Origin of the sequence: Devosia sp. (assembly GCF_036676215.1) — a bacterium.
GTDB lineage: Bacteria > Pseudomonadota > Alphaproteobacteria > Rhizobiales > Devosiaceae > Devosia.
The window spans coordinates 1-12,258 of sequence record NZ_JAKFDJ010000036.1; the positions used below are offsets into that span (position 1 = coordinate 1).

At 57.5% G+C, this 12,258-nt stretch carries 11 protein-coding genes and 1 pseudogene; 4 read left to right on the forward strand and 8 right to left on the reverse strand.

Going from position 1 to position 12,258, the window contains the following annotated elements; all coding sequences use genetic code 11:
* Positions 1 to 147, forward strand: a pseudogene (locus V6M52_RS02385) (glucose-1-phosphate thymidylyltransferase RfbA); the annotation flags it as partial.
* A 66-nt stretch (positions 148 to 213) separates the two neighbouring features.
* Complete coding sequence (locus V6M52_RS02390; protein WP_332699049.1) at positions 214 to 1,083, forward strand: glycosyltransferase family 2 protein; 870 nt, start codon at positions 214 to 216, stop codon at positions 1,081 to 1,083.
* Here the strand turns inward: V6M52_RS02390 and V6M52_RS02395 are convergent.
* From V6M52_RS02395 to V6M52_RS02410, 4 genes are all read right to left on the reverse strand, one after another.
* Positions 1,042 to 2,229, reverse strand: a complete 1,188-nt coding sequence (locus V6M52_RS02395; RefSeq protein WP_332699052.1) for a hypothetical protein — start codon at positions 2,227 to 2,229, stop codon at positions 1,042 to 1,044. The genes V6M52_RS02390 and V6M52_RS02395 overlap by 42 nt on opposite strands.
* Positions 2,226 to 3,311, reverse strand: a complete 1,086-nt coding sequence (locus tag V6M52_RS02400) for a glycosyltransferase family 4 protein (protein ID WP_332699055.1) — start codon at positions 3,309 to 3,311, stop codon at positions 2,226 to 2,228. The genes V6M52_RS02395 and V6M52_RS02400 overlap by 4 nt, the downstream gene beginning before the upstream one ends.
* 61 nt (positions 3,312 to 3,372) lie before the next feature.
* Positions 3,373 to 4,359, reverse strand: a complete 987-nt coding sequence (locus tag V6M52_RS02405; protein WP_332699058.1) for a glycosyltransferase family 2 protein — start codon at positions 4,357 to 4,359, stop codon at positions 3,373 to 3,375.
* On the reverse strand, positions 4,356 to 4,583 hold the full coding sequence (locus V6M52_RS02410) for a hypothetical protein (RefSeq protein ID WP_332699061.1): 228 nt from the start codon (positions 4,581 to 4,583) through the stop codon (positions 4,356 to 4,358). Before V6M52_RS02410 ends, V6M52_RS02405 begins: the two co-directional genes overlap by 4 nt.
* Before the next feature lie 560 nt (positions 4,584 to 5,143).
* On the opposite strand from V6M52_RS02410, the gene V6M52_RS02415 reads away from it, so the two are divergent.
* Positions 5,144 to 6,292: a polysaccharide pyruvyl transferase family protein gene (locus tag V6M52_RS02415; protein WP_332699064.1), complete on the forward strand. Its 1,149-nt coding sequence runs from the start codon at positions 5,144 to 5,146 to the stop codon at positions 6,290 to 6,292.
* A gap of 60 nt (positions 6,293 to 6,352) precedes the next feature.
* Positions 6,353 to 7,591 carry an oligosaccharide flippase family protein gene (locus tag V6M52_RS02420; protein WP_332699067.1) on the forward strand — a complete coding sequence of 413 codons (1,239 nt, stop codon included), beginning with the start codon at positions 6,353 to 6,355 and terminating at the stop codon, positions 7,589 to 7,591.
* Positions 7,592 to 7,634: 43 nt separating this feature from the next.
* Here the strand turns inward: V6M52_RS02420 and V6M52_RS02425 are convergent, their stop codons facing one another.
* The 4 genes from V6M52_RS02425 to V6M52_RS02440 all read right to left on the reverse strand — a co-directional run bounded on the left by V6M52_RS02425 (position 7,635) and on the right by V6M52_RS02440 (position 12,063).
* On the reverse strand, positions 7,635 to 8,609 hold the full coding sequence (locus V6M52_RS02425) for a phage head spike fiber domain-containing protein (RefSeq protein ID WP_332699071.1): 975 nt from the start codon (positions 8,607 to 8,609) through the stop codon (positions 7,635 to 7,637).
* Complete coding sequence (locus tag V6M52_RS02430) at positions 8,609 to 8,872, reverse strand: spike base protein, RCAP_Rcc01079 family (protein ID WP_332699074.1); 264 nt, start codon at positions 8,870 to 8,872, stop codon at positions 8,609 to 8,611. Before V6M52_RS02430 ends, V6M52_RS02425 begins: the two co-directional genes overlap by 1 nt.
* A 221-nt stretch (positions 8,873 to 9,093) precedes the next feature.
* On the reverse strand, positions 9,094 to 11,220 hold the full coding sequence (locus V6M52_RS02435; RefSeq protein WP_332699077.1) for a GumC family protein: 2,127 nt from the start codon (positions 11,218 to 11,220) through the stop codon (positions 9,094 to 9,096).
* A gap of 54 nt (positions 11,221 to 11,274) precedes the next feature.
* The gene (locus V6M52_RS02440; RefSeq protein WP_332699080.1) at positions 11,275 to 12,063 is read right to left on the reverse strand and encodes a metallophosphoesterase family protein; all 789 of its coding nucleotides are present in this window, start codon (positions 12,061 to 12,063) and stop codon (positions 11,275 to 11,277) included.
* Positions 12,064 to 12,258: the final 195 nt, after the last annotated feature.

The following is a 12,258-nucleotide window of genomic DNA, read 5'->3' on the forward strand; positions in this document are numbered from 1 at the left end:
GGCTTCAAGATCGCCTGCCCGGAAGAAGTGGCTTTCCACATGGGCTATATCAGCGAACGGCAGCTCGAGACGCTGGCGGAGAAGCTGAAGAAGAGCGCGTATGGGGCGTATCTGAAGTCTGTTTTGAAGGTTAGGGAACAGCGGTAGAGGCCGGCGAGCACCCCAAAAGGGAGCTTGCTGCCACTTCTCAACTCCAGTTTGGGTGGTATGTCGATGAAGAGTGTTACCGTAATTGTCGTCAACTACTTTAAAGCAAAAAGATTGCGCCTTGCCATTGAATCGGTGTTTTTGCAGGACTTTGATGGGCGTATCAATTGCATAGTGATTGACAACTCTAACAACGATTCCGAGCGATCTGCGATCAACGACATCCTTCGTGACTTTAATTTTCGTACAATGTTTTCCACCGAAAATATTGGCTATACGAGGGCCGTCAATTTGGGAATTGAGGCCTTTGAGAGCTCTGACTATTTCTTGCTCATGAGCCCGGACATCGTAATTGGGGACAAATCCGTAGTTTCCGGTCTTGTTCGATTGATGGCCAACAATCGGGATATCGGTATTATTTCTCCCGTTCAGGTCAATGACGACGGTTCCATCCCAGAGATTGGCCGGCAGTTTCCAAATCCCCTAAAGCAGATAGCCCGACGCTTGTGGCGGCAGTCCGATGAAGTCTTGATAACGGAAACCCTCGTCCGAGATAAAGCTCCAGCCATCTTGGATGTAGACTGGCTGCAGTCCTCTTTTTCGATGATCCGCAAAGAGGTTGTTGCTGAAATTGGCGGCCTAAATCCGCAATACTTCCTGTTTATGGCGGATATCGAATTCTGCCTCGAGGCCTGGAGGCGCGGTTTTCGCGTCGCGTTAACCCCCATATCCGGTGTCCGAGCGGACGGCATACGGGCAAGTCAAGGCGGGATACTTGGTGTTTTTTCAAGCCGAACCATGCGCATTCATGTCGTCGACGCGTTTAGGTATTATCTGAGAAACGGGTGGTCCGCAGCCAGGCCTTCCATTGACCGGATCAAGCCCGCGTGGCAGTCAGCGATTGCGCAACCGGTAAGCGAGGATCAGGCAAAATAGCACCGTACCGCTGCCGCCGAAGATAACCGGAGCGGTGGAACAATATAGTGCGAAATGCAGCCCCAGCAGCCTCAGCGTCTTCTGGTCTTCGCTTGCCGCGCGCATATAGACCTTGCCGGATGCGCCGCCCGTCGAGGTCAAGAAATATACCCCCAGAATGTAAAGTACGACGCCCGCGAGCCCCCAATTGAGCCATATGCCCAGGGCTCCATAGTCGGCCCCATACACGTCAACTGCGCTGCCCAGCAGCGCGTTCATAGCGTCGAGACTGGACGGCAGTCCGGCTCCAAAAATGGGTGAATGCGACAGGAAGGTCGTGACCTGCATGTAACCCAAGTGCCTTATGTAGCCTGATGCATCTTGCATGAACGGCTCAAAGGGCATCCAGCCACTGTCAATGACCCCCCATAACATCACCGCCGTGAAACCCAGGAAGATCGTTCTGAACAATATGGATGTGGTTCTTATGCCCACTCCAGCATAGTGGAGAACTATCGTGGCCAATAAGCACGCCTGGAAAACTCGCGAATATGTAAGATATATCGCCACAAGTGATAATGTAATCGCGAAGACCCTGAACTTAGCTCCTTTGTGCAACAGAGAATAGATTAGAACAAACGCCAAATAGGAGGAGCTGGCTATAAATCTATCGGCTCTGCCTTCATAGCCTATCAATAGGCCGGACAGGGAACTGCTTTGGGGGAGTAGTAGACCAGGCAGCAGGCTGATCAGCACATAGAGCAACGCATAAGTAAGTCCAATATAGTAGGCGATTCGAAGTATTTCTTCGGCATCGAGACGAACTCGAAAGAAAACCGAGAAAGTAAATATAGGCGCAAAAATAGATAGCGGAAGTGGGTTTATGGGTATTTGAGTGTGAAAGTAAAATGTCGATATTTGCAGTGTAAACAGGATTATAAACCCGATGGAGAACATCGAGGCCGTATTGTCTATTGAGGCAATCGAGTAGATTATGTAGAAAGTTGAAATTAATGCAATAGTTACCAGAGCTGCTCGGTCAATTCCGCCTATGTAATTCTCGAAGACACCGGATGTTGATATTATATTGCATGCTATCAATACGACGATAATCACGCGATCTATGGTTGAACGATTTTCTTCCAAGACTGCTTCTGCGGTGGTCATGGCTGGGCGGTCTTGTCAGTTTCTGCCATGCCGTAGTGACCAGTCAGCATGTCCACGCACAACTGCGCCATTTGGCGTGGATCGTCGACAACATGCAGGAGGGGGGACGCGGGCACTCCCTCGGCCCCCACTTGCGTGGCGATGGTGGGAATGCCTGCATAGAGAAATTCCAGCGTCTTGATCTTGATACCGGCGCCCGTTCTCAGTGGGACCAAGCCTATATGGCACTTGCGGAACAGGTCGGTGGGATCTTCGACAAAGCCCGTCCATTCGACGTTTGGTGGCGCGTTCTTGACCATGGTGACTGGAGCGTTAGCTCCGGCCAGAACCAGTCGGGCATGGGGCACCGCCGCGCTTACACGCGGAAAGATGTCGTCGATGAGCAGGCGGGCCGCCTCAATATTTTCATTGCGAGCATAATTAGCCCAAAACAGCAGCAGCCCGGGTTCTATCGTAACTTCGGTCCGGCCCTGGACCTTGTAATATTCAGTGGGGAGCTCCACCGCAATATCACGTCGGCCAGTCAGTTGCGTGATAAGCCCTGCATCCTTGCCTGAAAGCGCCCTGATCTGTCCAGCGAGTGACAATGCACGGCTTTCCCATCGGCGCGACTTGAAATGCTCAAACTGTCCCAGCAAGGCTCTTGCTCCAGCGGCTTGGGAGTGCCGGGAGTAGAGTTGGGACATGACATCATGTGCCCTGACAGTGGACTTGGCGAGAGCAGAACGGGGAAGCACGTCCATGGCCTGGGTAAAGTCGACATATATCTCCTGATACTCATGCCGCAGCAGCAGGTTCTTTGCCGTGGAGCGCGCTAGATGCTTTCGCACCGCTACGCCCGAGGGCAGTGTCGGGTGCCGAACGGCACCCAGAAGCCTGTGCCAAGTGGTTATGTCGAACACATGAGGAACGATGCCAGGTGCCGCCTGCAAGCGCGGACTGCTTTGCCGCTCATGCGCGTTCGTAAACGTGATCAAATCGACATGGTCATATTTCCCGACAAGGTCGTCGAGCGTTGCCGCGCTGAGTTTGTTTCCCGCCGCAGGAACGCCCTTTGAGGGGAAATAGGCCGATACAAACAATGCCCTAGTCATCAGGCTTTGCCCCGTGTTTGATCAATTTGTGGTCGGCCAACCGTCCGCATCACCGCTTCCAGTCAAATAGCGTATGCGGCGGTCTTTCGGGTGGGATTTTCTGGGTCAGGCTAAATAGCCCTCTTGCGGCGGCGGTCCATGCGGCCCAGTCCCGCCGAAGGACAAATCGAAACATGTTGAATGCCAGACGCGCAATGGCAACCGGCATCAGAGCGGGGAAGAAGGTCCAGTAGAAAACGGGCAGATTGCGCGTCATGTAGAAGGTCGACAGATCGCTTGGTCGCGATGTGGTGGAGGTGCCGATGGAGCCGCCCTCCTTGTGGTAGACCAGTGACGCAGGCGCCCAGGCCAACCGGTACTTTCCGCGCGCGCGGACGGCCCAGTCCAGTTCTTCGAAATAGAGAAAATATCGCTCGGACATGAAGCCAACGGCCTCAAGGAAGGCGCGCGAGACCATCATGCTGGCCCCGATGACGTAGGTCATCTGGGCTTCCACTTCCATCTGCGCCGGCAAGTCTGTCACCATGCGCATATGCCCAAGCTGACGTCCGGTTGCCGCATAGATATTGTACGCGAAGCCAACGCCCTGCAGCCGGTCCGGTTGATGATAATAGGCCAGTGTGGAGCCGACGATTCCGACACGGTCGTCACTTTGGATGCGATGCAGCAAGGCAAGACCGGCGGATTTTTCGACGACGGTGTCGTTGTTGAGCAGCCAGACATGGGTGCATGCTGGGTCGTTGAGCGCGTGTCGGATGCCTACATTGTTGCCGCCGGCAAAGCCGAGATTGTCGTTGCTGCCTATGAGGGTGACGCCGGCCCGAGGCAGGGCGTGGACGCTTTCCGAACTGTCGAGGACGTGCAACGCGGCCGCTGTGGACGCCCCCCAGTCCTCCAACTGCTTGACGGACCCGTCATGCGATCCGTTGTCGACCACGATGATGCGCCAGTCGCCGCCTTCAAGCCGCGACAAGGAATCCAGGCACTCAATGGTGTCGCGCCATCCGTTGTAGTTCACGATGACAATGGCGATCATTGGAGCCAACCGCTGGGTGGGCCACCGACAATCGCCAACGCCATGGTCACGACGTGGCGGTGGGCGATCACAAGCGTATCTTGGCTGAAGCCATTACCGGATGGCAGGGCGCGCGTAGCGGGGTGATCCCGCATAGCGATGCTGCCGAACGTTTCGGCGAGGTAGGGGCCGCCACGGAAGCTGGACAGCGCGACATCGATCCCGCGGTGGGAGGTCTCGGTCATTGTAGCTTGTCTCCTAACGCTGAGGTCCCGGCATAGCGATGACTGCTAACGGCGGAGGCCTCTATGCTGGGCGGGTATGGTTGGCCAACAACGGTAAGGTCGCGACGCAATCAGGGTGGACTTCCGCTGGGAAATCGCGGGAAACATCAATGCTATCAAACAGGCCAAACTCCCTAAATGGCTCTACCGAATATATCAGGGCGGCTGCCGGCGGCCATGGATCAGTACAGCAGCATGGCTCCCATGCATGGATGCTACATTGTTGTTTTGTATTCGCCCCTGCATTAGCGTGTGGCCGAAGCAGCGAAAGGGACATTATGGCAGTTCGTGTTGGTCTGCTGAACCAAACATTCGGTTGGCCGAATCTCGGAGTAGATGTGCCTAGACACACCGACATGGCCGCTCTACGCAAAGATGCCCACTCTACCGTAGTCCAAGCTGACCATGAGCCGTGCGTTGCTCAATGAATTCTTGTAGTCAAGAAAAGCCGTTCATATGCATATAAATCTGTGAACTCTGTATTCTAGCAGAACGCTTTGGCGCGCAATTCCGAAAGTCGAATGCATATGACCTATCACGTTTTTGGCGCGTTTGACCGATTCAACTACGGCGACATTCTATTTTCTAGAATTGTAGACGACTTGCTTAGTGAGCGGTCAGACAATCCAGCACGGTATTATTACTCGGTTTCTTCTTCAGACCTCCGGCCATTTGGTGGAATTGTCACGAAGCCAATTAAGTCGTTTGACAGGAATTCAGTAAGCTCAAGTGATTTGATTTTTGTTGCTGGCGGAGATGTGCTTACCGCCGACTGGCCAACCCTTATCGGCCATAGTTCTGGATATACGTATTACAATTTTCTCAGAATCATTAGAAAGATATTTGGCGAAAGATACGCCGGAAAATTTGCTGGGAAATTATATGGATCCGATTTGGATTTTCCATTTGTTATTTCCCCCGATGATTTTACCTCTCAGCCAGACGTGATTTATAATGCGGTTGGCGCATCTGGATTTATGAACAATCCGGGGAGTTCTCTTTTTTCAGAAATTATACATAAGTTATCAAGGGCAACAAGTATTTCAGTTCGAGATGCTCAAGCGTTCGCCTTTTTGAAAGATCGCGGCGTTGCAGTAACACTCAGGCCCGATTCTGCCTCAAGCATGTCATTGATGTACGACATGAAATTTCTGAGCCAGCACAGGCCCGTCGTGCTGCCTTCTCGATATGTAGTGGTTCAATGTGCGTTGTATCTTGGGAAGTCCGAGATAGAAAACATCATGCGACGGGCTGTTGCACTGGGTAAAGAACGGGGTGCCAAAATTGTCTTGCTGCCTATTGGAACAGCTCCCGCCCATGATGACGACAAATTCCTGAGAGAGCTGAAATCGCGTTTTTCGGACATCAACGTTGATGCCGTACTTCTTCCCCAAATGCACATTTTTCAGATTATGGCTACAATCGCTGGCGCGTCAGCGTATGCGGGATCTAGTCTCCATGGTGCAATTACGTCTTTGTCGTATGGGGTGCCTGCGGCGGCACTAGTGCCAAACGGGGTCTCAAAGCTCACTGCGTACCTGAATACTTGGGCTGTTCCCGATTTCCAGATTGAAGAACTGACATTCTATAAGCCGCGCGACTACGAAAATGGTGGATCGATGCCAGAGTTGGCGATGGCCGATTTGCGGGCACATCTGGGGCTGGCTTAGCCATAGTTGATCTAGCATTTTCTGCCAGTCAACTCGCGAAGACAGATGGTGCGTCTATCCATGAGTAATATGGGCCGGCAGAAAGTATATTTAGCAATTTCCTTAGCCAGCCGAGTCGGTGCTGGCGTGGTGATGCTTCTGTTTCTGGCCCGCGCACTTGGCCCGACGGACTATGGCTTTGTCGTAACCGTCTTGGCCTATTCCCAGCTCATCGCAATGCTGACCGATTTTGGTTTCGGCGTCCAGGCACTGCGCGACATAGGTGCCGAGCCGCATCGGGCGGGTGCAATCATATCCGCCTGTCTCCGAGTCAAAAATATTCTAGTGGCTATGGCCTCGGTGCTGGCGTTGACAGCGTTGCTGGTCTTGCCGCTTCGGCCGGAGACGATGCTGGCCTGCGTTCTGCTTTATGCCTCAATAATTTGTCTGTCCTATGCCGATCTCGTTCTTGTCACATTCCGCGGTATCGGCGGATACGGCCAGGAGGCATATATTGCGGTCGCAGGGGCGCTGCTATTTGCCATCGTGGTTGGCCCCACAGCGGTTCTTGTCCCCCAGATACTGCCTGTTTCGCTGGCATTGCTACTGGCCCGCCTGACCTATATGGCCATCGCGCTAGTCTGTGTTAGCCGTAACGTGAAGTTTGAAAATCCGGTACTCGGCCCAGCTGGTGAAGTCTGGAGTTTCACCAAAAAATCCGTTGGATTGGCTCTCGATGCCATACTTACGACCTTGTCGACCCAGGTCGACATCATTTTCGTAAGCGCGTTGCTCGGACTGGAGGCGGTCGGCATTTATCAAATCGCGTCGCGCATTGCAGGATACCTGCTTTTACCGGCGCAGGTGTTCGCCGGGGTCTACATACCATCTTTGTCGGCCCAGCATCACGCCGGCCAAAGCGGACACGACTTGGAACGTCGGATGGAGCTCGAATTCCTTGTACTTGGTCTTTTATTCGGCGTGCTTTTCGCCGTTGTAATGCCGTTGCTTGCGCCCGTTGCGTTTGGCCAGGAGTTTTCCGCGCCGTTTGAAGTTTGGGCAGCGTTCGGTGTTTTTGTGGCTTTGCGGTTTGTCGCAGCATCTTTTGGTGTCGCACTCGTCGCGCGACGTGGCGTGCGGTTTCGTGTGTTGGGGCAAGGACTCGGTGTCCTAATAGTTGCCGTTGGGCTACCGCTATTTTTGCCTGCTTTTGGATTGATTGCCGCCCCGATCACTTTGGTTGGCGCTACCTTGGCTACCATGGTTGTCTACATTATTGCCCTCAGAACGCTACGCCGACCTCTCGTGGACGGCGCATAGGAGGCCTCCTGCGGGTCTCGCGGCATGGGACGTATCGGACGACTCATGACCCGACAAGGCTGGTAACGCGGCGGACAACGGAGCGCTGCAGGTCAACCGGAATTGTATAGTTCCCGCCCTGCGTTGAGAGAGTTTGCGAGAGGCCATCTGTTAGGTCGAATGTCACCGACTGGCTTCCTACGGGGAGATGCAGAATTGCGTCGTCTGCTACCCGCGTGACGGCCATGCCCGTCGTCAAGATCGGCGAGGTGGCTGTTGTCTGGCCCCTCTCGAGCTGGCCTCCCCACATTTTATACGACCCAGATTGGCGGACGGTGTTGCCTATTGACGCGACGGATATGATTCCCATCGCCCCACTCCCCGTGGTGTTGGGGAAGTTTGCGGCGATCAGTTCCAGGCCGAGCCAGTCGTCGGCGAGGGGGGTGAGGCGGGCGGTTGAGCCGGGGGAGGTGTTGCTGGCCACTTTTTCCAGCAGGTCGACCCAGCATTCGCGGACGACCGAGACATTGTCCGACAGGACAATGCGCAGGTAGCGCGTGCTGCCGCTGTACTTGAAGGCGGCGCTGACGGCGTGGGTGGAGCCGGCCGTGATGAGCCCGGTAAACCCGCCAATGTAGAGCGCATCGGACGCGCCGGCGCCCTGGGTGACCAGCTTGCCGAAGGCATCGCCGGACGGGCTGTCGCCGGGGGCGAGGTTGGTGCGGATCGCGGTGTTGTTCGGGCCGAAACCGGCGCCGCTATTGGCGGTGTTGGCGAGGACCAGATTGGTCCGCTCCGGCTCGATAGACAGGCCCAGATCGGTGATGGCGGGGACATTGGCGGCAAAGCTGTGCCAGCGGCCGGTGCTGTCGCGGGCCAGTTTGGCGGATGGGCGGGTGAGGCTCATCGCCTCGGCAAGCGGGCAGATGACCCGGTTGCGCATGGCAATGCCGCTGGCGAAGTCGATGGCGAAGGTGGCATCGGCCGGCCACCAGTGCCGCGGGCCGATCTGTGTGTCACTCAAACCCAGGCCGGGCATTACAGCAGCCCCACGATGAAGGTGGCGGTGGTGCCGGTGGCCTTGATGCGCCGGATGCGGAGCGGCAGGATTGTGCCGGCGGCAATGCCGGCGAGGCTGATATCGGCGCCCGACACCAGCGTGGCCTCCAGGGCGCCGCTGCCGCCGACATAGATGGCGCGGGTGACGTCAGGCAAATCCACGGCATCATTGGGGGAAACGTGGAAGCCGTGCGTGGCTGGCGAATCCAGCCCTATGGCGTGTTCGGCAAAACGATCTGGCATGATGATCCTCTCTGAATGGAGAGGCCATGATAGGGCCGCGCCGTGGGGCGGGGATAAAGGGGGCACAAATGCGAGGCGGCCCCCGGCCGTGAGCGCAGATATCTGCTGCGCCAGACGTGCCGGAGCGCTCTGCGTCCTGACGGACACCGAGATGGCGCTCCGTCAGCCTATTGTCGCATCATTTCGTGGAGAAACGGCCCCACTGTGTTCCGCGCGATGCCCTAGTCGGCGGTTGCGTAGTAGCCGCTATAGCGGCGCACATAGCTGGCGCGCGCCTGGTCCTGCTGGTTGACCACGCCAATGATCTCGGCATTGGGGGCCTTGCTCTTGACCAGGTCCGCAACGGCGCGCTTGGCGTCGAGCTGGGAGGTTGAGGCCCAGCGGGTCACGAACAGGATGGCGTCGGCGAAGGGAGCGACATAGAGGCTGTCCACCACGGGGCCGACGGGGGGAGTGTCGATGACCACGAAATCGAAGGTGCTGCGGGCGGCGCGCATGAGGCGGGTGAAAGACGGACCAGCCAGGAGCTGGTCAGTCGGCACGTCGCTGCGGCGCGCGCCGACAATGCTCGTCAATGGGGAAAGGCTGTCGAGGTTGACGATGGCGCTGAGGTCTTCGGCTTCTTCATTGTCGAGGAAGTCCAGCAGGCCGCGCGAGGGCTCGATGCCAAGGTGCCGATGCAGGCTCGGCTTACGCAGGTCGCAGTCGATCAGCAGCGTGCTGTGGCCGGACAGGGCGTAGGAGCGCGCCAGGGCCAGGGCCAGTGTGGTCTTGCCTTCGTTGGGCGCGGTCGAGGAGACGACGATGACCTTGCCACCATAGGCGTTATCCGCATCGCGGCTGGCGCGGATGGACTGTTCGAGAGCCACGCGGATGCGGCGGATCGATTCAGGGAATATGGAAAGCGGGGCGGTCGCCATCAAATTGGCCAGGCTTTCCTTCTCGGACTTGGCCCGGACGCGGGGAACGGCCAGCGCTGTGCGGGTACGCAGCACCGAGGAAAGCTGGGTTTCGCTGGTGAAGCCACCGATCAGGCTGTCGTAGAGGAATGCCAGGGCCACGCCCAGGGCAAGCGCAAGAATGCCCGCAATGGCCAGCAGCAGCGGCTTGTTGGGGAAGGAGGGGCTCAGCGGGGGCAGGGCTGCCGAGACGATGCGGCTATCTGCGAGTTGCAGGTCGGCCTGGGTCTCCACGTCCTGGACGCGTGCCAGCAGGGTGTCATACTGGCGCCGCGCCCCTTCGGCACCTTGCTGCAGGCTGTAGAGCTGGGTGAGGGTATCGGTGGAGAGCTGGCTGCCGAGCACGGCGGTGCGCAACTGACTGCGCAGCTCGGTTTCGCGCTGCTGCGACTGGGCAATCGAGGCCTGGAGGCCCTCGACTTCGCTGGAGGCTGTGGTGCGCAAACGCTCGTCGAGTTCGGCAAGGGCGGCCGTCAGATCGGTTGCAGCGGGCGAATTGGCGGGGGAGCCATCAAGGCGCGCGAGTAGATCTGCGCGCTGTTGTTCGAGCTGGGTGAGGGCAGTGGAACCCAGGGTATCGACCAGCGAGGCCCAGTCATTTTCCGTCAGGTCCTGACGCACGGTATCGGCCAGTTGCGCGTTGCGGCTGCGGGCTTGCTCGAGTTGGGCAATCTGGTCGCGAATGCTGGCGACCTGCGTGCCGCCCGGCGCATCGGCCAGTTGCTGGATATTCTGCTCGATGAAGGCGTCGAACGAACCCTCGGAACTGATCATGGCCTGACGAGCCTGGGCGATGCCGGCCTGCAACAGGTCGCGGGACGCCAGGCTACTGTCGATCTTGGAAGAGAGCTGATCCTGGATATAGGCGGTTGCCACGGCATTGGCGAGTTGCGCGGACTGGGCCGGATCGCCGGAGCGGGCCTGGATCGAGATGAGATAGGTCAGGCCCCGGCGCTGTACCGATACGCTCGATCGCAACGTGGTGAGCGCCTGGCTCAGGGCCTGCTCGGCGGTCGGCAGTTCCGGCTCGCCCAGGCGGAGGAAGGCGAGGATCCGCGAAGTCAGCGACAGGGAAACAATATCGGCATTGGCGAGCAGGTTCTCGGATTCGATAACCTTCAGCAGCACATTGTCGGAGCGCAGGATTTCGACCTCACTGTCGATCCTGGCGCTATCGCCGGTCGACCCCATGGCCTGTGCATCGCCAGCCAGCAGGTTCTTCCGGCTTGGGTCTACCAGAATGAGCGCCGAAGAGGTGTAGACCGGCGCCAGCGAGAACACCACGAAGCCGGAGATGACCATGACGGCAATGACGGTCACCGCGATCAGCCTGAGCTGGCGGCGCAGCAGCTCGAATATCTGGCGCAGGTCAATCGTGGTTTCGTCCATGGTCCGGCTTCCTCGTCATTGCGCGCGGCGCAGGCTGATGTTTATGCGCTGGCGCTAGCTGCCAACCTGTTGGGGGTGGGCTTTGGTATTCAGAAAGGAAATGTTGGTCCCGGCCATGCGGACTGCCGTCAGCACCCCGGTGGCAAAGGCGCCGGTATCCACGCAGATGCGGCGACCAGCGACAACGGGCGCGACGTCGGGCGTGTGCCCATGGACCAGCAATGGACCGTGTTCCCACACATTGCTGAGAAAGGGCTCGCGAATCCACATTAGGTCTTCATCATGCTGCTCGGCCAGCGCGATACCGGGTCGGATGCCGGCATGCACGAAGACTGCGCCTGGCAGCTCCAGCAAACCGGGAAGGTTCTGCAGCAGGTCGATATGCTCCTGCGGTATGTTTGCCCGCAGTATTGCAAGGCGCTCGCGCGGGCTGGTGCGGCTGAAGTCCCGGATGTCGATACCATAGGAGGCCAGGGTCTCGTTGCCGCCAAACTCCAGCCAACGCGAAGTGGGGCTGGGGTTGTCGAGAAAGTCCAGCATCATGAGTTCATGATTGCCGGCGAGACTGATCCGCTCAAAGCCCTTGGGCGCCGGGCCACACAGCCAATCCAATACCGATGCGGATTTGGGCCCTCTGTCGATATAATCGCCCAGGGTCACCAGAATCCGGCGGCCGGCGATATGGCGCGCGTCGTCGGCAATTTTGTCGAGCAATTCCTGCAATTGATCGAAGCAGCCATGGATGTCGCCTATGGCATAGACCACTGCCGGCTCATCGGCCGTGAGGCGCCGCCGCTGGAAGGGCAGGGATGTCGTGGTGCGGCGTCGAAAAAGACCAAGCATCAAGCCTCGCAACCCGAAGTGACGTTCCACCCTGCCACGACATATCCGGCTTTGATAGGAAACGTTGAGATGGGCATGATCCTGTTAATCCGACGCTGGTGTTGGATATTCTGCAAAAATCGCGGGAGGGCAAGTATTTGACACGCAACCTACCTATGAAAACCCGGGTGTTGCATCGACAGGTGGCCCGCGCCT

What these genes read in the sequence shown, in the direction of transcription:
- V6M52_RS02435 (WP_332699077.1), bottom strand. Translation starts at nt 11,220, where the DNA reads ATGGACGAAACCACGATTGACCTGCGCCAGATATTCGAGCTGCTGCGC.
- V6M52_RS02415 (WP_332699064.1), top strand. Translation starts at nt 5,144, where the DNA reads ATGCATATGACCTATCACGTTTTTGGCGCGTTTGACCGATTCAACTAC.
- V6M52_RS02440 (WP_332699080.1), bottom strand. Translation starts at nt 12,063, where the DNA reads ATGCTTGGTCTTTTTCGACGCCGCACCACGACATCCCTGCCCTTCCAG.
- V6M52_RS02405 (WP_332699058.1), bottom strand. Translation starts at nt 4,359, where the DNA reads ATGATCGCCATTGTCATCGTGAACTACAACGGATGGCGCGACACCATT.
- V6M52_RS02395 (WP_332699052.1), bottom strand. Translation starts at nt 2,229, where the DNA reads ATGACCACCGCAGAAGCAGTCTTGGAAGAAAATCGTTCAACCATAGAT.
- V6M52_RS02425 (WP_332699071.1), bottom strand. Translation starts at nt 8,609, where the DNA reads ATGCCCGGCCTGGGTTTGAGTGACACACAGATCGGCCCGCGGCACTGG.
- V6M52_RS02410 (WP_332699061.1), bottom strand. Translation starts at nt 4,583, where the DNA reads ATGACCGAGACCTCCCACCGCGGGATCGATGTCGCGCTGTCCAGCTTC.
- V6M52_RS02390 (WP_332699049.1), top strand. Translation starts at nt 214, where the DNA reads ATGAAGAGTGTTACCGTAATTGTCGTCAACTACTTTAAAGCAAAAAGA.
- V6M52_RS02430 (WP_332699074.1), bottom strand. Translation starts at nt 8,872, where the DNA reads ATGCCAGATCGTTTTGCCGAACACGCCATAGGGCTGGATTCGCCAGCC.
- V6M52_RS02420 (WP_332699067.1), top strand. Translation starts at nt 6,353, where the DNA reads ATGAGTAATATGGGCCGGCAGAAAGTATATTTAGCAATTTCCTTAGCC.